Genomic DNA, 19,691 nt, shown 5'->3' on the forward strand with positions numbered 1-19,691 from the left:
CGGTCCGGGGGCCAGGCCACCCGTAAGGGTGTAGCTAGCTACACCGGGGCGGCCGGTGACCCGGTCAGTAGTCCTGGTCGGAGACGGTCGTGCCCTGGACGCCGCCGCGGATCCGCGTCAGGTGGAGCTGGCGGCTGAGCCTGATCACGGGCCGGATCATCAGCTCGATGCTGCCCAGGATGAAGAACCAGGTGCCCGTGCGGGTCCAGTCGGGGGAGAGGAACATGACGCTGCCGACGAGGAACCAGGCGGCGATGAGCGCGTCGTTGACGACGCTGGCGGCTTCGTAGCGCCGCCGTACGACGAGTTCCTCGTGGCCGATGTGCAGGGTGAGGCTGCGGCCGGTGGGGTGGTGGGGCGCGGGCTTCTTCGGCACGGGGCCGACGCTAGTGGAGCGGCGGGGCGCGATGCGGGAGGACGGGCCGGGGCGGCCTGGACGCATGCCCTGGAATGTTCATCGGCTCTCCATAAAGTTGCACAACAGATTCACATTTGCCTACTCTGCTGGCATGCGGTTGGCGAAGTCGACGGACCTGGCCCTGCGGGTCGTGATGCGCCTGGCGGTCGCCGGGGACGAGCTGTGCGTCGCGCGTCAGGTCGCCGAGGACGTCGCGGTGCCCTACAGCCACCTGGCGAAGGTGGTCAACCGGCTCCAGCACCTGGGCGTGGTCGAGACCCGGCGCGGCCGGGGCGGTGGGCTCACGCTCACCGGGGCCGGGCGTACCGCTTCCGTCGGCTGGCTGGTGCGCGAGTTCGAGGGCGCCGGGGATGTGGTGGAGTGCGAGGGGGAGAACCCCTGTCCGCTGCACCGTGCCTGCCGGCTGCGCTCGGCGCTGCGCGCCGCGCAGGAGGCGTTCTTCGCCTCCCTCGATCCGCTCACGGTCGGCGATCTGGTCGGCCCGCCCACCGGTCCGGTGCTGCTGGGCATGGTGGGGCGGGGGCCGGGTCCGGCCGGCTGAGCGGGCGGCCGTTCCGTCCGGTACCGGACCGCGGACCGCTTCGGTGGGGGAAGGTGCCTCGGTGCGCCGTTAAATAAGAATCTCACATGCAAGTTTTGGAGGGTGCTGTGCTGTCGCAGAAATCAGCAGAGACCGTTCGCGCCACCCTGCCCGCGGTCGCCGAGGCGATCGACACGGTCACCGATCTGTTCTACCGCCGGCTGTTCGCGGCGCACCCGGAACTGGAACGGCACCTGTTCAACCGCGGTAACCAGGCCTCCGGCACCCAGCGCCGGGCCCTGGCCGGCTCCATCGCCGCCTTCGCGACCGCCCTGGTGACCCCGGGCGCGCAGTCGCCCGACGGCATGCTGAGCCGCATCGCGCACAAGCACGCCTCCCTGGGCATCGCCCCCGACCAGTACGAGATCGTGCACACCCACCTGTTCGCCGCGCTGGGCGAGGTGCTCGGCGACGCGGCGACCGAAGACGTGGTCGCCGCCTGGGACGAGGTCTACTGGCTGATGGCGCAGGCCCTCACGGCGGCCGAGGGGGAGCTGTACGCCGAACGCGGGCTGGCCCCGGGCACCCCCGAGGAGACCTGGCGCACCTGGGAGGTGACCGAACGCGTCGAGGAGACGGCGGACGTGGCCACCTTCCGCATACGGCCCGCCGACGGCCGCCCGGCCCCCGGCTTCCGTGCCGGCCAGTACGTCTCCGTCCGGGTCGAACTCGCCGACGGCGCCCGCCAGATCCGCCAGTACAGCCTCAGCGGCGCACCCGGCGACCCCGAGCACGCGATCACCGTCAAGCGTGAGCAGCGCCCCGACGCGCCGGCCGGTGAGGTCTCCCACCACCTGCACAGCCATGTGCGCCCCGGGTCCCGGCTGGCCGTCTCGGCGCCGTTCGGGGACCTCGTCCTGCACGACGACGCGCCGGACACCCCCGTGCTGCTCGCCTCCGCGGGCATCGGCTGCACCCCCGTGCAGGCGATGCTGCACCATCTGGTCGACCGAGGCCACCAGGGGCCAGTTCTCTCCCTCCACACGGACCGCTCACCGGGCACCCACGCCCTGCGCGCCGGACGGGAGCTGCTGCTCACCAAGCTGGCCGACGGCCGCGCCCACACCTGGTACACCGAACGGGACGGGCACATGAACCTGGCGGACGTGGACCTGCCCGAGGGGCTGCGCGCCTATCTGTGCGGACCGGTGCCCTTCATGCGGACCCTGCGCGACCAGCTGCTGGAGCGGGGCGTGGCGGCCGAGCGCATCCACTACGAGGTCTTCGGCCCCGACCTGTGGCTGGCGCACTGAGGGCCGCCCCTCGCCGGGCGAGGCCGGCACACTGAGGGCCGCCCCTCGCCGGCCGGGCGCCGCGCACCTCCGTACGGGAGCTCCCTGCGCCTCACCACTGGGCGAGGACCTTCGCGGTGGCCGGGTCCGCGGGCAGGAACGTCTCGACCGCGAGTTCGGAGACGGTCACGTCCAGCGGCGTGTTGAACGTCGCGATGGTGGAGAGGAACGACAGCGTCCGCCCCTGGTGCTCGACCACCAGGGGCAGCGCGAAGCGGGAGTCCCCCTCGCCCGGCTCCTCCCCGGCGGTGGCCCCGTCCCGGGCGGCGGCCCCGTCCTCGGGGGAGGGATAGGCGGCCACTTCGTCGTGCAGCGCCCGCAGGGCGGGGGAGCGGTGCAGCGCGAGCTGACGGCCCATCTGGTGCAGCAGATGGGCACGCCACTCGGGCAGGTTGCGGATGCGGGGGGCCAGCCCCTGCGGGTGGAGGGCGATGCGCATGGCGTTCAGCGGCGGCTCCAGCAGCCGCGGGGACACCCCTTCCAGCAGGCCGGCGATGCCCCGGTTGGCGGCCACCACCGTGTAGAGGCCGTCCACGACGAGGGCCGGATACGGTTCGTAGGCGGTGACCATCCGCTCCAGCGCCGCGCGGATCTGGCCGAGTGCCGGATCGTCCAGCGGGGTCGTGGGGTAGGCGGGTGCGAAGCCCGCCGACAGCAGCAGGGTGTTGCGTTCCCGTACCGGGACGTCCAGGGTCTCGGCGAGCTTGAGCACCATCTCGCGGCTGGGCGCGGTGCGGCCCGTCTCGATGAAGCTGATGTGGCGGGCGGAGGAGCCGGCACGCAGCGCGAGTTCGAGCTGGCTGAGTCCCGCGCGCTCCCGCCGGTCCCGCAACAGTGCCCCTATCGCGGGCCGTTCCGTCGAAGCGGTCATGGGACCAGACGGTAACCGACCCGGCATGGCACGCTGGCCCCGAGCACCGGACGAGGACGGAAGGAAGGCGACATGGCGCCGCAGCCGCTGACCCCCGAGGAGACCGAGCAGGCCCTGGCGGCGCTGCCGCACTGGACGACGGACGGCGACAGCGTCTCCCGCACCTACTCCCTGGCCGGCCATCTCCCGGCCGCCGCGATGGCCATGCACATCGCCGCCATCCAGGAGGAGCTGAACCACCACTCCGACATGACGATCGGCTACAACAAGCTCACCGTCACGGTGAACACCCACAGCGTCGGCGGGCGCATCACGGAGCTGGACGTGGCGCTGGCCCGGCGGATCGAGCAGATCGCGGCGGGCCACGGCGCCGAGTGACGGGCCGGAAGGCCGGCCGGTGTGCGTCTCCCGGGCGACGGGAGCACCGAGCCCCCTCGCGTGCACGGCCGCGAGGGGGCTTCGCCGTGCGGTCGGCCGGTCGGGCGGGGCCGTCCGGTCAGCCGGCCGAATTCATGGTGTCCGGGTCGAAGCCCAGCCGGGTGTCGGTGTTCAGCTCGGCGATCCGTGCCATGTCCTCACCGGTCAGCTCGAAGTCGAAGACATCGATGTTCTCCCGGATGCGGGAGGGCGTGACCGACTTGGGGATCACCACGTTGCCCAGCTGGAGGTGCCAGCGCAGCACCACCTGGGCGACGGTCTTGCCGTGCCCGGCGGCCAGCTCGCCCAGCGTCGGGTCGTCCAGCAGGTCACCGCCCTGGCCGAGCGGCGACCACGCCTCGGTGACGATGCCGTGGTCCGCGTGGTAGGCGCGCGGCACCGACTGCTGGAGGCGGGGGTGCAGCTCGATCTGGTTGACGGCCGGGACGGTGCCGCCCAGTTCGTTCAGCCGGTTGAGGTGGGCCGGCTGGAAGTTGGAGACGCCGATGGCGCGGGCCCGGCCCTCGGAGTAGATCTCCTCGAAGGCGCGCCAGGTGTCGACGTACTTGTCCACCTGGGGCATCGGCCAGTGGATCAGATACAGGTCCACGGTGTCGAGGCCGAGCCTGGCCAGCGAGGCGTCGAAGGCACGCAGCGTGCTGTCGTACCCCTGGTCGGCGTTCCACAGCTTGGTGGTGACGAAGACCTCGTCGCGGGGCAGCCCCGACTCGGCCAGGGCCCGGCCCACGCCCTCCTCGTTCTCGTACGCCGCCGCCGTGTCGATGCTGCGGTAGCCGGCCTCCAGCGCCGCCGTCACCGCCGTGGCCGCCTCCTGGGGCGGCACCTGCCAGACGCCGAATCCGAGCTGTGGCATCTCGACGCCGTTGTTCAGCGTGATGGTGGGAACGTTGCTCACGCGATGAGTCCTCACGTTCGTCTCGGGTGGTCTGTGCTGTCCCCCCATGGTGAACGATCAGTGCCGGACAGGTGTTCCTCGCCCCCCGCCGCGCCCGGCCGCACAACCGGCACGAAACCGCCGGTCAGCTGTGGTAGAGGGCTTCGATCTCGGTGGCGTACGCCGTCTCGATGGCCGCCCGCCGCAGCTTCAGCGACGGGGTGAGGAGCCCGTCCGCCTCGGTGAAGGGCCGCACCAGGACCCGGAAGGTGCGGATGGACTCCGCCTGTGAGACCTGGGTGTTGGCCGCGACGACCGCCCGGCGCATCTCCCGTTCCAGGTCCGCGTCCCGCAGCAGCTGGGCGGCGTCCAGCTCCGGCTTGTTCCGCATCGTCAGCCAGTGCTGCACCGCTTCCTGGTCGAGGGTGAGCAGCGCCGCCACGTACGGCCGGTCGTTGCCCACCACGAGGCACTGGCCGACCAGCGGATGCTCCCGCACCCGGTCCTCCAGCGGGCCGGGCGAGACGCTCTTGCCGCCGGAGGTCACCAGGATCTCCTTCTTGCGGCCGGTGATCGTGAGATATCCCTCCTCGTCCAGCGCCCCCAGGTCTCCGGTGGCCAGCCAGCCGTCGCGCAGGGCCGCCCGGGTGGCGCGCGCGTCGTTGAGGTAGCCGCCGAAGATCTGGCCGCCGCGCAGCAGGACCTCCCCGTCCTCGGCTATCCGCACGGTGGTGCCGGGCACGGGCCGGCCCACGGTGCCGAAGCGGGGGCGCTCGGGCGGGTTGGCGACGGCCGCCGCGGTGCTCTCCGTCAGCCCGTACCCCTCGAAGATCCGCATGCCGGCGCCGTCGAAGAACAGGCCCAGCCGCCGCTCCATGGCCGAGCCGCCCGACATCGCGTACCGGCACCGGCCGCCCATGGCCTCCCGCACCTTGGCGTACACCAGCTTGTCGTAGAGCTGGTGCTGCATGCGCAGCGAGGCGCCGGGGCCGGGGCCCGTGCCGAACGCCTTGCGCTCGACGGCCTCCGCGTAGCGGACCGCCACGTCCACCGCCTTGTCGAACGGACCCAGCCGCCCCTCGGACTCGGCCCGGCGCCGGGCCGACTGGAAGATCTTCTCGAAAAGGTGCGGCACCGCCTGGATGAAGGTGGGGCGGAAGGACGCCAGATCGGGCAGCAGCGCCTTGGCGTTCATCTCCGGCTGGTGCGCCAGTTTGACCCCGCCGCGCACCGCCGCGACCTCCACCATGCGGCCGAAGACGTGGGTCAGCGGCAGGAAGAGCAGCAGCGATCCCTGCTCGCCGGACCGGGCACCGAAGACCTGATCGTAGCGGGCCACGATGTTGTCCGTCTCGGCCATGAAGTTGGCGTGCGTGAGGACACAGCCCTTGGGGCGGTCGGTGGTGCCGGAGGTGTAGATGACGGTGGCGACCGTGTCCGGGGTGAGGGCCAGCCGGTGCCGGTGGACGACATCGTCGTCCAGGTGCGCGCCCGCCGCGAGGAGGTCCGTCATGGCGCCGGCGTCGAGCTGCCACAGCTTCTTCAGGCGGGGCAGCCGGTCCACGACCGAGCCGACCGTCATCGCGTGGTCCTCGTGCTCGACCACGACGGCCGTCACCTCGGCGTCGTGCAGCATCCACGACACCTGCTCCGCCGAGGACGTGGGGTAGACGGGCACGGACTGGGCACCGATCGACCACAAAGAGAAGTCCAGCAGCGTCCACTCGTAGCGCGTACGGGACATCAGCGCGACGCGGTCACCGAACCGGACGCCCTGGGCCAGCAGACCCTTCGCCACTGCGACGACCTCGTCCCGGAACCGCGCCGCGGACACGTCCTGCCACTGGCCGTGCTCGTCCTTGCGGGACAGCAGCGGTAGCGCGGGGGAGGCCTCGGCGTGCGCGAACACGGCGTCGGCCAGCCCGCCCACCTGGGGCGCGGTCGCCAGGGCGGGGACGGTGAACTCGCGCAAAGATCCTGCTCCTCGACTTGCACAGCGCCGCATGACACAGCGCGAGTGACCGTATCCGATGAGAGAGCATGATCGGGAGGGAGTCCGCCCAGGTCAGTCGGTCAATTGAGGACAGTTCGACGGCGTGTACGGGCATGCTCGCCAAGTCGTCGCCCGACGCCCAGGAATTCTGCACGGAACCTTCGCGGATCTTCGCACTCTTCGCGAACAGGTACGCGCCGCCGCTCCACCCCCCGCGGAGGGATCCGGAAACCCGTTTCCACTCGTCGGTATGTTGGAGCCATGCGTCGCCTCGCCCGCCTCCTGGACCCCTACATACTGCTGCTGGTGGCCACCGTGGTGATCGCCGTACTGCTGCCGGCCTCCGGGCAGGTCGCGGAAGGCTTCAGCTGGGCCACCAAAATCGCCGTCGGGCTCATCTTCTTCCTCTACGGCGCCCGCCTCTCCACCCGTGAGGCCGTGGACGGACTCCGCCACTGGCGACTGCACCTGGCCGTGCTCGCCTGCACCTTCGTCCTCTTCCCGCTGTTCGGGCTCGCCTCGCACGCACTGGTCCCGCACGTGCTCACCCCGCAGCTCCAGGACGGACTGCTCTTCCTCTGTCTCGTCCCCTCCACCATCCAGTCCTCCATCGCCTTCACCGCGATCGCCCGGGGCAACGTCCCGGCCGCCATCTGCGCGGGCACCTACTCCAGCCTCGTCGGCATGCTGGCCACCCCGCTGCTGGCGGCCTGGCTCATCGGCGGCCAGGCCGCGCTGTCGGCCTCCGGCCTCGTCGAACTGGTCTGCCAGCTCCTGGCCCCGTTCGTCGCCGGGCAACTGGTGCGGCGCTGGCTCATCGGCTTCCTGACCCGGCACAAACGGGTGCTCGGCTATGTGGACCGCTCCTCCGTGCTGCTCGTCGTCTACACCGCGTTCAGCCAGGGCATGACGGAGGGCATCTGGGGCCGCGTCACCCCGGTGCGGCTGCTGGCACTGCTGTGCGTCGAGGCCGTGCTGCTCGCCCTCATGCTCGGCGTCACCTGGTACGGCTCGCGCAGGCTCGGCTTCGACCGCCCGGACAGACTGGCCATCTGCTTCGCCGGGTCGAAGAAGTCCCTGGCCGCCGGACTGCCCATGGCCAGCGTGCTGTTCGGCGCCCAGGCCAGCGTCGCGGTGCTGCCTCTGATGCTCTTCCACCAGATGCAGCTGATGGTCTGCGCCTACCTCGCCCGCCGGTGGGCACCGGACGCGGCGGACGAGGACGAGGACGAGGACGCGGCATCCGGTCCCGAGCCGGACGGGCCGGCCGGGGCCCCCGCCCAGGCACCCTTGCACGCCGCGCCGGGCGCGGCACGCACCGAGGGCACCTGACGGGGACGGCTCACCGGCCGCCGGAACCGGACGGGTCCGCACCGGCGGTTTCCGGGCCGGCGCTCGGCGGGGCGTCGTCCGGGTCGTCGTCCGGGGAGGTGCCGCCCTGGGCGGTGCCGTCCGGGGCGGGGTTCTGCGGGGCGGTGTACGGGTGCACGTGGAGTTCGCCGTTCATCACGGTGTAGACGGTCCCGTGGTCATGGGCCGCGTTGGACTGGGTCGGGCCGCCGCCCTCGCGGCCCTCCCCGCCGTCGCCGTGCACCTCGACGTGGTTGTCGTGGCCGGCCACCACCGGGCCGGAGGCGTCACCGCCGATCCGGATCGTGAATCGGCCGCCGGAGGACGAGGTCATCGGGGAAGCTCCCATCTGGAAGGGGGTCGGGCGGGAAACCGGCTAGGACCGGCGGGTCAGGGCCGAACTGCCGCAGCTGTAGCACCGGACCTGCCCGGCGCCGGACGGCAGGGCGGTGACGAGCCGGGCGGTGCTGCCGCCGGGCAGGATCGTGATCGTCGTGTCGACGTAGCCCAGCCGCCGTCCGCACGAGCCGCCGCTCACGTCGTACAGCGGCTGTGTGGCGTAGTAGCCGCTGCCGCGCTGGGTGAACCGTGTCGTGAGGACTTCGCCGCACATCGACCGCCCGGTCACCGTGTAGACGCCGGGCCCCGCCTCGCGGAAGGTGTACATGCCGCCCCGGCTGTCCTGCCAGGTGCCGGCCAGCCCGGTGGCCGAGGGGGACGGGGTCGACCGGCCCCTGGCCAGGTCCGTGACCGTCGGCGTGGCCTCGCGTTCCTGCGACTCCTGGTGGTTCTTGAGGGCGACGCCGCCGATGGTGACGGCAGCGGCTACGGCCAGCACCGTCATCACCGTGGTGGCCACCGAGGCCCCGCCCGCGGCGGCGGCCCCGGCCTGGGTGCCGCCCGCGGTGCTCCCCGCCAGCCCGGCGCTCTCCCCGCCGGCCGGTGGCGGAACAGCCGTGCCGGACGCGTCCGGCACGGGCCCGCTGCCACCACCCGGCTGGTGCGCGAACCCGCCGTCGTGCGACACCGGATGGCCGGACGCACCGCTCTGCGAGCCGGACGACAGCCCGCCGTCCGGTACCGAACCGTGCGTCGCGCTCCCGGCGTCGGGAGCCGTACCCGCGTCCGGGGCCGGCGAGTGCGCCGTGGCGCCGGGGTCCGGCGCGGGGGAGTGGCCCGTGGTGCCGGGGCCGGCGGCGGTGCCGGGGTCGGTGGTCGGGGCGTGTGCGGTGATGCCGGGGTCGGTGGTCGGGGAGTGTGCGGTGGTGCCGGGATCGGTGGACAGGCCCGCGTCCGGGGAGGACGCCGTCGTGCCCGGGTCGGTCGCGGGGCCGGGGTCCGCCACACCGTCCGGGCTCGGCGTGTTCGCGCCGTCCCCCGGGCCGAGGTCGCCCGGCGCCGACGCGCCTCCGTCCGCCGGTGCCGGGGGTGCGAACTGCTGGGCCCCCGCCGCGGCGTCCGCGCCCTGCTGGTCGCCGAGCTGCCGCCACAGCACGACGGCCTCGGCGAGCAGCACCCCGGCCACCACGCGGCGGCCGGTGACCAGGGACCTGACGCCCTGTTCGTGGGTGAAGTAGGCGACGGAGCCGGCGTCGCCCGCGCGTTCGGCCGCGGCACGGCCCCGGTCGAGCATCCGCCCCCACGCGTCGAACCGCAGGGCGCGGGCCAGCGCTGGGGCCGCGGCGCGAGCCACCCGGACCGCGAGGTCCGGACGCCCCGCCCGCTCCGCGAGGTCCAAGGCGGCGTCCAGGGCGGCGGCGTGCTCGGCGACGCGGGCGGGCGGCGTGTCGGGCAGCGCCGCCCACTCGGCGAGGTGGCCGCAGAGCCGTTCGGCGGGGAACGGCTCGGGAAAGCGCTGCCGCAGCGGCCCCACCGCGTCGGCCGTGCAGCGGTACCCGGTGTCGGTGGCCGCGAGGAGGCCGAGGCCGGCGAGCCGGCCGCACACGGCGGACGCGTCCGGCACCCCGGCCAGGGCACCGATGTGGCCGGGCGCCAGGTCCGCCTCGCCCAGCGTCGCCAGCAGCCCCAGGACGCGCAGGGGTTCGGCGTCGAGCTGGTCGAGCAGCAGGGGCAGCAGCTCGGCGGTGGTGCCCGGCCGGGGCAGGACGAGACCGCCGGTGCCGTCCTCACGGGCGAGGGCGGCGGCCCGCAACAGCAGCAGGGGCGCACCGGCCGCCGCCGCGCACAGTTCGGCGGCGGCGCGTTCGTGGCCGGCGAGCCGCGAGCCCAGTTCGCTCTCCAGCAGCGCTTGTGCGGCGGCCGTCTCCAGGCCCTTCAGGCCGAGCGACGTGCCCTCACCGAGCAGGGCGCGGTTCCGGCCGGCGAAGACGAACGTCGCGTCCGGCGCGGCGTCCATGAGCTCCCGCAGCCGGTCCGCGTCACCCCCGGCACCGTCCACGTACACGGTGATGCGCACCCCGGTCATCAGGCGCCGCAGTTCGGTGGCCGAGGGCAGGTACCCGGTGGTGTCGTAGCAGGCTTCGAAGATCTCCTGGGCCAGGTCGCCGGTCTCCCGGTGCGCGGCGGACAGGTACAGCACGCCGTCGGGTCCGGGCGGCAGGGTGCGGGCCGCGTGCCGCAGCAGCGTGCTCTTGCCGACACCGGCGGGGCCCCACAACTGCACGGGGCCGCCGGCCGCGAGGGCGTCGGCGAGGGCCGCCAGTTCGCGTTCGCGGCCCAGCGGCGGCCGGCGGCGGCCGGGCAGCAGCGCCACCCGGTCGCGGCGCACGGGGCGGGGCCGCCGGCCTTCCATCAGCAGGGTGACGGTGGACCCGTGGTGGGCGTCCACCACGACGTTGTGGTGGCCGGCGATCACCGGCCCGGTCGCATTGCCGTGGATGTCCACCCGGAACGCGGGGCCGTTCCCGTCGCCGGGGCCGTCCGGTGTGTGGCCGGCTGTCGTTCTGTCGAGGTCTTCCGGCTGTTCCATCGCCCTCCCCTCTCCCGGCCCGCGGGGCGCGCGGCCGTCCTGCGGTGACCGTGCCGACGCGGCCCCCACTTCCGGCGTCACCGTAGTGAGGGCCCGCGTCCGGAACACCGTCGAAAGACGGTTTCTGCGCGATTCCTCCACCGGCCCGCTCGGCGGCCCCGAAGGCGTCTCAGGGCGCCTCGTCGGCCCAGTGGCGCAGCAGGGCCAGGTCCTCGACCCTGATGGAGCGGTAGCCGGTGGTGACGACCCCGGCCTCGCGCAGTCTGCGCAGCGCCTTGTGCACGGTCGGTTCGGCCGCGCCGCACAGGGTCGCCAACTCCGGCTGGGTGAGCGGCCAGTCGATGACGGCCCCGGCGCCGGTGGGCCGGCCGTGCGAGAGCGCGATCTGGTGCAGTACGCGGGCCAGCCGGGTGGTGGTGTCGCAGCCGGTGAAGTCGACGCGGTGGCCGGTGGCCGTGCGCAGCTTGGTGACGACGGCGGTGTTGACCGCGTGGGCGAGGGCCGGTTCGTCGCGCAGGCGGGCCAGGAAGTCGCCGCGGGTGACGAGCCGTGCGGTGACGGTGCCGCAGGTGGTGACCGTCGCCGAGCGCGGCCGGCCGTCCACCGCGGCGAACTCGCCTACCAGATCGCCTCCTCTGCGTACGGCGAGGAGCGCGTCCCTGCCGTCGTGCGTACGGCCGGTCACCTTGACGAGGCCGTCGAGGAGTACGAGCACGAACCCGGTCTGCTCCGCCTCCCGCATCAGGACGTGGTCCGCCGTGTAGCGCACCCGAGTCCCCAGGGCGAGCAGCCGGTCGCGCACGGGCGGGGCGAGTCCGCCCAGCAGGCTCGTCGGCGGCCAGTCCGGCTCCCGGCCCGGCCGCTGCCCGTCCCGGGCGCTGCCGCGCGCTGTGGTCCCGCTCACCGGTCCACCCCCGTTCCGCGGCTGTCACCGCGCACACCAGTGTGCGCCCCGGCGACGCCGACGGGACCCCGTTCACCGGTACCGGTGACAGCCGGCCGCCCGGCTGACTGCGCGGGCGGCCGGCCGTGTGCCGGCGGCCCGGAGTACGGACTGTCCGTCGGTGCGGGGCACGGCGGCCGGATTCCGCACCACGGCCAGTCCGGCCGTCGCACGGCGGCGGGCAATCCCGTATCGCGACGGGATCCGCCCCGCCCGCACGGGGCAGAGTGGGAGACGTACGAGGTGCGGGGCGGGGCCCACCACCCCGCGCGGGCCCATCGCCCCGCGCGGGCCCACCGCCGCGCCGGGACACCGCCCGCACACCCCCCACCGCACAGGAGGCATCGCATGGCGCTCAGACCGGAGTACCGGGCCCTGCTGGCCGTGGACATCGAACGGTCCGCGGGACGCGGCAACACGGCCCTGCACCTGATCCGGGACGCGCTGGGGCGGGCGCTGCGCCAGGCGTGCGCGCGCAGCGGCATCGAGTGGCGGGACGCGCTCCGCGACGACCTGGGCGACGGGTTCCGTCTGACCGCACCGGCCGGGACCGAGAAGGCGCGGCTGGTCCACCCGCTGGTGCCCGAACTCGCCGCCGGGCTCCGCGAGCACAACCGCACCGCGGCGCCGAAGGCCCGCGTCCGGGTACGTGTCGCCCTGCACGCGGGAGACGTGTTCGTCGACCCGGCCGGGCCGGTCACCGGGCAGCCGCTGGAAGTCCTCGCGCGGCTGCTGGACGCGGCCCCGGCCCGCGCCGCCCTCCGCCGGGCGCCCGCCTTTGTCACGGCCTCGCTGCTGCTCTCGTCGCACTTCCACGAGGAGACCGTGCGGCACGGCTATCCGGGGATCGACCCGGAGACCTTCCACCGGGTGCCGCTCGCGGAGAAGGAGTACACCGCGCACGCCTGGCTGCACCTGCCCGGATACGCGGGACCCGCGCCGGTGCCCGAGGACGACGGGGTCGAGCGGGAGACGCCGCCGGTGAGGGGCGGCGCCCGGATGGTCAACAGGGCGTCCGGCCACGGGGTCGTGTACGCGCTGCAAAGCGGCACCCAGCACATCCACGTCACCCGTGAACAGTGACCACCCTCGTCAGCCGTGAACAGTGGCCAACCACGTCACCCGCGAACAGCGACCGCACCGCACCGCACTTCACGACAAGACTACGAAGGAGCCCCTGTGAGTCAGGAATTGACGGCACTGGCCGAGGCCGGGGCCGCGGCCGTGGTCGCCGCCATGGCCACCGACGTGTGGCAGCGCACCAGAGACGGTGTGCTGCGTCTGTTCGGACGCGCCGGGCCCGAGCCGCGGGCGGCGGCCGAGGCCCGGCTCGACGACGACGCCGCACTGGTCGGCGCCGCCACCGCACCCGACGAGGTGCGGCGCGCGCTGCTCGTCCCCTGGACGCAGGAGCTGGCGGTACTGCTGCGCCAGGACGAGGCCGGCCGCCGCGCCCTGGCCGAACTGGTCGCCGAGGTCCGCGCCCAACTGCCCGGCGAACGGCGCACCCCGGCGTGCGAACAGACCAACACGGCCCACGACTCCGGCACCGTCATCGCCGTCCAGCACGGCGACCTGCACACCTGACCCCCGGCCCCGTTCCGCGGGTGCCGGGGGCGCGGGCGGGGTGTCAGCCGGTGGGTGCGGGCAGCAGCAGCCGGTGCGCTCCCGTGTAGATGTTCATGGACGCGCCGCGCAGGAAGCCGACCAGGGTGAGCCCCGCCTCCTCGGCCAGGTCCACGGCCAGCGACGAGGGCGCGGAGACGGCGGCCAGCAGGGGGACGCCCGCCATCACCGCCTTCTGCACCAGCTCGAAGGAGGCGCGCCCGGAGACCATCAGCAGCGCGTCGCGCAGCGGCAGCCATCCGGCGCGTACCGCGTTGCCCACCAGCTTGTCCACGGCGTTGTGCCGGCCCACGTCCTCCCGCACGTCGAGGAGTTCGCCCTCGGGCGAGAAGAGCCCCGCCGCGTGCAGCCCGCCCGTACGGTCGAACACCCGCTGGGCCGCGCGCAGCCGGTCGGGCAGTGCGGACAGCAGTCCGGTGGTCACCTCCCGCGGACGGCCGGCGTCCAGCCGCCAGCGTGCCGTCGTGCGGACCGCGTCGAGGCTGGCCTTGCCGCACAGCCCGCACGAGGAGGTGGTGTAGACGTTGCGCTCCAGCGACACGTCCGGCACCGGTACGCCCGGGGCCAGCCGGACGTCCACCACGTTGTAGGTGTTGCCGCCCTCGTCGCGGGCGCCCCCGCAGTAGACGATGGTGGCCAGCTCCTCCGCCGAGCCGATGACGCCCTCGCTCACCAGGAAGCCCGCCGCCAGCGCGAAGTCGTCGCCCGGTGTGCGCATGGTGACCGTCAGCGGTTTGCCGTTGAGACGGATCTCCAGCGGCTCCTCGGCCACGAGGGTGTCCGGGCGCGAGCTCATGGCACCGTCCCTGATGCGGATGACGGGACGCCTCTCGGTGACTCTGCCCATGTCCCTCACCTCCGGTTCCGACCCTAAGCGAGGGCGCCTCGATCCCGGAGAAGCGGGGCTTTGTCCATTCCCGGGAAAAAGTCGCACTGATTCGCGCACAACTTCTTCCCAGTCCCGGCCGCCGCTGCTACGTTCCCCGTGCATTCCCGGACACGATGCCGACCACAGGCGGCTGGAGGGGTAGCGGTGAGGCGCATGACTGCACGGCCCGCGAACGCGCACCAGGCGCGACTGCTCCGCCTGCTGCGCGACGGCGGTCCCCGGTCCCGCGCCGAACTCGGCGACCGCATGGACCTGTCCCGCTCGAAACTGGCCGTCGAGGTCGACCGGCTGCTGGAGACCGGCCTGGTCGTCGCCGACGGTCTGGCCGCCTCACGCGGCGGCCGGCGCTCCCACAACATCCGGCTCGCACCCCAGCTCCGCTTCCTGGGCGTGGACATCGGCGCCACCTCCGTCGACGTGGCCGTCACCAACCCGGAGCTGGAGATCCTCGGCCACCTCAACCAGCCCATGGACGTACGGGAGGGGCCCGTCGCCGTCTTCGACCAGGTGCTGGCGATGGTCGCCAAACTGCGGGACAGCGGCGTCGCCGAGGGGTTCGACGGAGCGGGCATCGGGGTGCCCGGCCCCGTCCGGTTCCCCGAGGGCGTCCCCGTCGCCCCGCCGATCATGCCCGGCTGGGACGGCTTCCCCGTACGGGAGGCCCTCAGCCAGGAACTGGGCTGCCCCGTGATGGTCGACAACGACGTGAACCTGATGGCGCTCGGCGAGATGCACGCCGGAGTGGCCCGCTCCGTACGGGACTTCTTCTGCGTCAAGATCGGCACCGGTATCGGCTGCGGCATCGTCGTCGGCGGCGAGGTGCACCACGGTGTCACCGGCAGCGCTGGGGACGTCGGCCACATCCAGGTCGAACCCGAGGGCCGCCAGTGCGCCTGCGGCAACCGCGGCTGCCTGGAGGCGTACTTCGGCGGCGCGGCACTGGCGCGGGACGCCGAGGAGGCCGCCCGCACCGGGCGTTCGGCGGAGCTCGCCCGGCTGCTGGAGCAGCACGGGCGGCTCGGCGCCGCCGACATCGCCGCCGCGGCCTCCGCCGGCGACGGCACCTCGCTGGACCTCATCCGCGAGGGAGGGGCCCGCGTCGGCCAGGTCATCGCCGGGCTCGTCAGCTTCTTCAACCCCGGCCTCGTCGTCATCGGCGGCGGGGTCACCGGGCTCGGCCACACCCTGCTGGCCAGCATCCGCACCCAGGTCTACCGCCAGTCGCTGCCCCTGGCGACCGGCAATCTGCCCATCGTGCTGGGCGAACTCGGCCAGGTCGCCGGTGTGACGGGCGCGGCCCGGCTCACCAGCGACCACCTGTTCTCCCCGGCGTAACCGCACCACCCCGCCCCGCACCGCCCCCACGGCACAGGTCCCACAGCACAGCCCCGCACCACACCGTCCGCCACCCGGCGGGCGGACAGCACCGCACAGCACGACACTCGCGCAACGCAACACCGCACAGCCCGGCACCCGCACAAGGCGCCACGGCCAGGCACCCGCACGACGCATCACTGCCTGGCGGACCACCGCCCGGCGCACACCAGACCCGGCGCGGCCAGGCACCAGAGGCACCAGGCACCAGCCAACCGAGGCACGGCGCAGCGCAGCACAGCGCATCGCGAGACCGGCGCACCAGCTCGGCGAAAGCGCAGGACCCCGCACCGCACCAGCACCGCCCGCACCGTGGATCCGTACGGCCCTGGGACGGAGGCCCCGTATGCCCCTGCTGACGATGTCCGAAATCACCAAGTCCTTCCCCGGCGTCCGTGCGCTCGACGGTGTGGACCTGGACGTGGCGGAGGGCGAGGTCCACTGTCTGCTGGGCCAGAACGGCGCCGGCAAGTCCACCCTCATCAAGGTGCTCTCCGGCGCCCACCAGCCCGACGCGGGGCGGCTCACCTGGCGGGACCGGCCCGTGCGGCTGCCCACCCCGGTCTCCGCGATGCGGCTGGGCATCGCCACCATCTACCAGGAGCTCGACCTGGTCGAGCACGTCTCCGTCGCGGAGAACATCTTCCTCGGCCACGAGATCGCCACCCGCGGCATCGTCCGGCCCCGCGAGGCACGGGCGCGGGCCGCGGCGCTGCTGGCGCGGCTCGGCCACCCCGAGATCGACCCGGCCGCGACCGTCGGATCGCTGTCCGCGGCCGGCGCCCAGATCGTCTCCATGGCCCGCGCCCTCTCCCACGACGCGCGGCTGATCATCATGGACGAGCCGTCCGCGGCGCTCGACCCCGACGAGGTCGGCAACCTGTTCCGCATCGTGGAGAGCCTGACCGCGGACGGGGTCTCCGTCGTCTACATCTCGCACCGGCTGGAGGAGATCCGCCGCATCGGCGACCGCGTCTCCGTCCTCAAGGACGGCCGCGTCGTCGCCCGCGACCTGCCGGCCCGCACCACCCCCACCGACGAACTCGTCGCCCGGATGACGGGCCGCGACGTGCGGCACGTCTTCCCCGACCGGCCCGGCCGGCCGCCGAGGAGCGAACCGGTGCTGCGCGTCGAAGGGCTCGCGCGCGAGGGCGAGTTCGCGCCGGTCGATCTGGAGCTGCGGCCCGGGGAGATCGTCGGGCTGGCCGGACTCGTCGGCTCGGGGCGCTCCGAGATCCTGGAGACCCTCTACGGTGCCCGCCGTCCCACCGCGGGGCGGGTGCTGGTGGACGGCAGGCCGCTGCGCCCCGGCAGCATCCCGGCCGCGGTCCGCGCGGGCATCGGACTGGCGCCCGAGGAGCGCAAGTCGCAGGCGCTGCTGATGCTGGAGTCCGTCACCCGCAACGTCACCGTCTCCTGCCTGCCCCGCTTCTCGCGCGGCGGCTGGCTCGACCGCGCGCGCGAGCGGGCCGCCGCCCACCGGCACACCCGCGATCTGGCGCTCAGCCCCGACGACCCCGAACGCCCGGTGCGCACCTTCTCCGGCGGCAACCAGCAAAAGGCCGTCCTCGCCCGCTGGCTGCTGCGCGGCTGCCGGGTGCTGCTGCTGGACGAGCCGACCCGCGGCGTCGACGCCGGGGCCCGCGCCGAGCTGTACGCCGTCGTACGGCGGCTCGCCGACGAGGGGGTGTGCGTGCTGCTCGTCTCCAGCGAACTGCCCGAAGTGCTCGGCCTCGCCGACCGGGTGCTGGTCCTGCGCGAGGGCCGGGTGGTGCACGAGGCCCCCGCCCGCGAACTGGACGAGCACCGTGTGCTCGACCTCGTCATGGAAGGGAGCCCGGCATGAGGGCAGGCCCACGGCCGCTCCCGGCCGCCGGTGCCGGGCCCGGACGCCGCCTGGCACCCGGTGACGGCGCGCACCTCCCACCCACCGGCCCCGCCCCAGAGGTGACCACATGAACGCACCCGCCAACGTGGCCAGCAACTCCGCACCCCCGCACCCGGCGCACGGGAAACCGCGCAGCCGCCGCTTCCCCCTCGACGTACGGCAACTGTCCCTCGTGGGGGTGCTGATCGCCCTGGCGGTCGTCGGCACGCTCACCAAACCCGACGAGTTCCTGGCCGCGGAGAACCTCCGCCTCATCCTCACCCAGGCGTCCGTGATCGGTGTCGTCACGGTCGGCGTCACCTTCGTGATCATCGGTGGCGGCATCGATCTGTCCGTCGGCGCCGTGGTCGCGCTGGCCTCCGTGTGGGCCACCACCGTCGCCACCCAGGACTTCGGCCTCGGCGGCATGCTGCTGTGCAGTGTGCTGGTCGGTCTGGGCTGCGGCCTCGTCAACGGACTGCTGATCGCCTACGGGCCGATGGTGCCGTTCATCGCCACCCTCGCCATGCTGGCCGCGGCCCGCGGGCTGGCCCTCCAGATCAGCGACGGCAAGACCCAGGTCGTCACCGTGGACGCCGTTCTCGACCTGGGTGTCCAGGACTCCTACGTGCTGGGCGTCCCGCCCATCGTGCTGGTCTTCGCCCTCGTGTGCGTCATCGGCTGGCTGCTGCTCAACCGCACCACCTTCGGGCGGCGCACGGTGGCCGTAGGCGGCAATCCGGAGGCGTCCCGGCTGGCGGGCATCGCCGTCAAACGGCAGCGGCTGCTGCTCTACCTGCTGTCCGGACTGTGCTGCGGCATCGCCGCGTTCCTGCTGATCATCCTCACCGGCTCCGGCCAGAACACCAACGGCAACCTCTACGAACTCGACGCCATCGCCGCCGCCATCATCGGCGGCACCCTGCTCAGCGGTGGCCGCGGCACCATCCTCGGCTCCGTGCTCGGCGTCCTGGTCTTCACCACGATCACCAACCTGTTCGCCCTCAACAACCTCCAGACGGACATCCAGCAGATCGCCAAGGGCGCGATCATCGTCGCGGCCGTCCTGGTCCAGAAGGGTCGATCCACCACATGAGAGACAACCCACGCTCCCCGCGGGCGGCGACCAGCCGCAGGAACATGCTCTTCGGCACCGCGGCGGCCGGCGCCGCGCTCTTCGCCGCGGGCTGCACCAGCAACGAGAACAACGACGGCGGCGGCGAGAAGTCGGCGGGTGCCCAGGTCGCCGACTCCAAGCCGGGCAAGAAGGTCACCATCGGCTTCGCCGGTCCGCAGGCCGACCACGGCTGGCTCAACGCCATCACCACCCAGGCCAAGAACCGCGCCAAGAAGTACGAGGACGTCACCCTGGAGGCCACCGAGGGCTCCAACGACAACGCCACCCAGATCGGCCAGGTCGAGACGCTGATCAACAAGAAGGTGGACGTCCTGGTCGTCCTGCCCGCCGACGGCAAGGCCCTCACCCAGGTCGGCCTCAAGGCGACGCGTGCGGGGATACCCGTCGTCAACCTGGACCGGATCTTCTCCTCGCAGCAGGCCTACCGCTGCTGGATCGGCGGCGACAACTACGGCATGGGCCTCAACGCCGGCCACTGGATCGGCGAACAGCTCAAGGACAAGAAGAACGCCAAGGTCGTCGAGCTGGCCGGCATCGACAACCTGGAGCTGACCCGCCAGCGCACCAAGGGCTTCGACGACGCCCTCAAGAACTACCCCAACATCGAGAAGGTGGCCCGCCAGTCCGCCGAGTTCACCGTCGAGTCCGGGCAGAAGAAGATGTCCGAACTCCTCCAGGCGCAAAAGAGCTTCGACGCGCTGTGGAACCACGATGACGACCAGGGCGTCGGCGCCCAGCGCGCCATCGAACAGGCCGGCCGGGACGAGTTCCTGATGGTCGGCGGCGCCGGCTCGAAACGCGTCATGGAAGCCATCAAGGCGGACGACAGCGTCGTCAAGGCGACCGTCCTCTACCCGCCCACCATGGCCGCCTCCGCCATCGACCTGGCCCGCGCCCTGGGCCAGGGCAAGGGCATCGCGGGCATGGCCGAGTACGAGATCCCCGCCCACATCACCCTCTACTCGGCGGTGGTGACCAAGAAGAACGTCGACGAGTACCTCCCGATCGGCTTCACCTGACGGGCGGCTCCACCCGGTGGGCCGGCCCGCCCCCGCGGGCGGCCCGCCCCCACCTCGCCGACGTCCGAGAGAACCCCGGCCGGCCGGCCC

Annotated in this window: 18 protein-coding genes; 10 read left to right on the forward strand and 8 right to left on the reverse strand. The window is 73.3% G+C overall.

What is annotated here, in order from left to right; genetic code table 11:
- Positions 1 to 64: 64 nt before the first annotated feature.
- Complete coding sequence (locus IO40_RS0121095; RefSeq protein WP_041969037.1) at positions 65 to 376, reverse strand: YrhK family protein; 312 nt, start codon at positions 374 to 376, stop codon at positions 65 to 67.
- Between the two features lie 133 nt (positions 377 to 509).
- Between IO40_RS0121095 and IO40_RS0121100 the strand changes: the two genes are divergently transcribed.
- Together IO40_RS0121100 and IO40_RS0121105 are read left to right on the forward strand one after the other, a co-directional pair.
- Positions 510 to 959 (forward strand): Rrf2 family transcriptional regulator, encoded by a 450-nt coding sequence (locus tag IO40_RS0121100; protein ID WP_016470692.1) that lies wholly within the window; start codon positions 510 to 512, stop codon positions 957 to 959.
- 107 nt (positions 960 to 1,066) lie between these two features.
- Positions 1,067 to 2,251, forward strand: a complete 1,185-nt coding sequence (locus tag IO40_RS0121105) for a globin domain-containing protein (protein WP_016470693.1) — start codon at positions 1,067 to 1,069, stop codon at positions 2,249 to 2,251.
- A gap of 91 nt (positions 2,252 to 2,342) precedes the next feature.
- On the opposite strand, the gene IO40_RS0121110 is transcribed toward IO40_RS0121105, so the two are convergent.
- Complete coding sequence (locus tag IO40_RS0121110; RefSeq protein ID WP_016470694.1) at positions 2,343 to 3,161, reverse strand: helix-turn-helix domain-containing protein; 819 nt, start codon at positions 3,159 to 3,161, stop codon at positions 2,343 to 2,345.
- A gap of 72 nt (positions 3,162 to 3,233) precedes the next feature.
- Between IO40_RS0121110 and IO40_RS0121115 the strand changes: the two genes are divergently transcribed.
- Positions 3,234 to 3,539: a 4a-hydroxytetrahydrobiopterin dehydratase gene (locus IO40_RS0121115; RefSeq protein WP_016470695.1), complete on the forward strand. Its 306-nt coding sequence runs from the start codon at positions 3,234 to 3,236 to the stop codon at positions 3,537 to 3,539.
- Positions 3,540 to 3,657: 118 nt separating this feature from the next.
- Here IO40_RS0121115 and IO40_RS0121120 read toward each other — a convergent pair whose 3' ends face one another.
- Together IO40_RS0121120 and IO40_RS0121125 are read right to left on the reverse strand one after the other, a co-directional pair.
- Positions 3,658 to 4,494, reverse strand: a complete 837-nt coding sequence (locus IO40_RS0121120; RefSeq protein ID WP_016470696.1) for an aldo/keto reductase — start codon at positions 4,492 to 4,494, stop codon at positions 3,658 to 3,660.
- A 124-nt stretch (positions 4,495 to 4,618) separates the two neighbouring features.
- Positions 4,619 to 6,445, reverse strand: a complete 1,827-nt coding sequence (locus tag IO40_RS0121125; protein ID WP_016470697.1) for an AMP-dependent synthetase/ligase — start codon at positions 6,443 to 6,445, stop codon at positions 4,619 to 4,621.
- A 282-nt stretch (positions 6,446 to 6,727) separates the two neighbouring features.
- Here IO40_RS0121125 and IO40_RS0121130 point away from each other — a divergent pair, with 282 nt between their 5' ends.
- The gene (locus IO40_RS0121130) at positions 6,728 to 7,798 is read left to right on the forward strand and encodes a bile acid:sodium symporter family protein (RefSeq protein ID WP_016470698.1); all 1,071 of its coding nucleotides are present in this window, start codon (positions 6,728 to 6,730) and stop codon (positions 7,796 to 7,798) included.
- Between the two features lie 10 nt (positions 7,799 to 7,808).
- On the opposite strand, the gene IO40_RS38265 is transcribed toward IO40_RS0121130, so the two are convergent.
- The 3 genes from IO40_RS38265 to IO40_RS0121145 all read right to left on the reverse strand — a co-directional run bounded on the left by IO40_RS38265 (position 7,809) and on the right by IO40_RS0121145 (position 11,649).
- Positions 7,809 to 8,150 (reverse strand): hypothetical protein, encoded by a 342-nt coding sequence (locus IO40_RS38265; protein WP_016470699.1) that lies wholly within the window; start codon positions 8,148 to 8,150, stop codon positions 7,809 to 7,811.
- A gap of 42 nt (positions 8,151 to 8,192) precedes the next feature.
- Complete coding sequence (locus IO40_RS0121140) at positions 8,193 to 10,745, reverse strand: ATP-binding protein (protein ID WP_051719287.1); 2,553 nt, start codon at positions 10,743 to 10,745, stop codon at positions 8,193 to 8,195.
- Between the two features lie 169 nt (positions 10,746 to 10,914).
- Positions 10,915 to 11,649: a Crp/Fnr family transcriptional regulator gene (locus tag IO40_RS0121145; protein ID WP_031175922.1), complete on the reverse strand. Its 735-nt coding sequence runs from the start codon at positions 11,647 to 11,649 to the stop codon at positions 10,915 to 10,917.
- Positions 11,650 to 12,036: 387 nt separating this feature from the next.
- Between IO40_RS0121145 and IO40_RS0121155 the strand changes: the two genes are divergently transcribed.
- Complete coding sequence (locus IO40_RS0121155) at positions 12,037 to 12,771, forward strand: hypothetical protein (protein WP_031175923.1); 735 nt, start codon at positions 12,037 to 12,039, stop codon at positions 12,769 to 12,771.
- A 96-nt stretch (positions 12,772 to 12,867) separates the two neighbouring features.
- The gene (locus IO40_RS0121160; RefSeq protein ID WP_031026209.1) at positions 12,868 to 13,275 is read left to right on the forward strand and encodes a hypothetical protein; all 408 of its coding nucleotides are present in this window, start codon (positions 12,868 to 12,870) and stop codon (positions 13,273 to 13,275) included.
- 43 nt (positions 13,276 to 13,318) lie between these two features.
- On the opposite strand, the gene fdhD is transcribed toward IO40_RS0121160, so the two are convergent.
- The gene (gene fdhD, locus IO40_RS0121165; protein WP_031026211.1) at positions 13,319 to 14,161 is read right to left on the reverse strand and encodes a formate dehydrogenase accessory sulfurtransferase FdhD; all 843 of its coding nucleotides are present in this window, start codon (positions 14,159 to 14,161) and stop codon (positions 13,319 to 13,321) included.
- A 195-nt stretch (positions 14,162 to 14,356) separates the two neighbouring features.
- On the opposite strand from fdhD, the gene IO40_RS0121170 reads away from it, so the two are divergent.
- From IO40_RS0121170 to IO40_RS0121185, 4 genes are all read left to right on the forward strand, one after another.
- Positions 14,357 to 15,538 (forward strand): ROK family transcriptional regulator, encoded by a 1,182-nt coding sequence (locus IO40_RS0121170; protein ID WP_030405900.1) that lies wholly within the window; start codon positions 14,357 to 14,359, stop codon positions 15,536 to 15,538.
- A gap of 385 nt (positions 15,539 to 15,923) precedes the next feature.
- Entirely contained in the window at positions 15,924 to 17,423 is a 1,500-nt protein-coding gene (locus IO40_RS0121175) for a sugar ABC transporter ATP-binding protein (RefSeq protein WP_031175924.1), read from the forward strand.
- Positions 17,424 to 17,550: 127 nt separating this feature from the next.
- Positions 17,551 to 18,540, forward strand: coding sequence for an ABC transporter permease (locus tag IO40_RS0121180; protein ID WP_030405902.1), 990 nt, complete (start codon positions 17,551 to 17,553; stop codon positions 18,538 to 18,540).
- Positions 18,537 to 19,601, forward strand: a complete 1,065-nt coding sequence (locus IO40_RS0121185) for a substrate-binding domain-containing protein (protein ID WP_016470708.1) — start codon at positions 18,537 to 18,539, stop codon at positions 19,599 to 19,601. The genes IO40_RS0121180 and IO40_RS0121185 overlap by 4 nt, the downstream gene beginning before the upstream one ends.
- Positions 19,602 to 19,691 lie beyond the last annotated feature (90 nt).

It is taken from the genome of Streptomyces albus subsp. albus (genome assembly GCF_000725885.1).
In the GTDB taxonomy this organism is placed as follows: Bacteria; Actinomycetota; Actinomycetes; order Streptomycetales; family Streptomycetaceae; genus Streptomyces; species Streptomyces albus.

Coding starts and splice junctions, on each gene's coding strand:
- IO40_RS0121185 (WP_016470708.1), top strand. CDS start 18,537: ATGAGAGACAACCCACGCTCCCCGCGGGCGGCGACCAGCCGCAGGAAC.
- fdhD (WP_031026211.1), bottom strand. CDS start 14,161: ATGGGCAGAGTCACCGAGAGGCGTCCCGTCATCCGCATCAGGGACGGT.
- IO40_RS0121140 (WP_051719287.1), bottom strand. CDS start 10,745: ATGGAACAGCCGGAAGACCTCGACAGAACGACAGCCGGCCACACACCG.
- IO40_RS0121110 (WP_016470694.1), bottom strand. CDS start 3,161: ATGACCGCTTCGACGGAACGGCCCGCGATAGGGGCACTGTTGCGGGAC.
- IO40_RS0121115 (WP_016470695.1), top strand. CDS start 3,234: ATGGCGCCGCAGCCGCTGACCCCCGAGGAGACCGAGCAGGCCCTGGCG.
- IO40_RS0121130 (WP_016470698.1), top strand. CDS start 6,728: ATGCGTCGCCTCGCCCGCCTCCTGGACCCCTACATACTGCTGCTGGTG.
- IO40_RS0121100 (WP_016470692.1), top strand. CDS start 510: ATGCGGTTGGCGAAGTCGACGGACCTGGCCCTGCGGGTCGTGATGCGC.
- IO40_RS0121170 (WP_030405900.1), top strand. CDS start 14,357: ATGACTGCACGGCCCGCGAACGCGCACCAGGCGCGACTGCTCCGCCTG.
- IO40_RS0121175 (WP_031175924.1), top strand. CDS start 15,924: ATGCCCCTGCTGACGATGTCCGAAATCACCAAGTCCTTCCCCGGCGTC.
- IO40_RS0121155 (WP_031175923.1), top strand. CDS start 12,037: ATGGCGCTCAGACCGGAGTACCGGGCCCTGCTGGCCGTGGACATCGAA.
- IO40_RS38265 (WP_016470699.1), bottom strand. CDS start 8,150: ATGACCTCGTCCTCCGGCGGCCGATTCACGATCCGGATCGGCGGTGAC.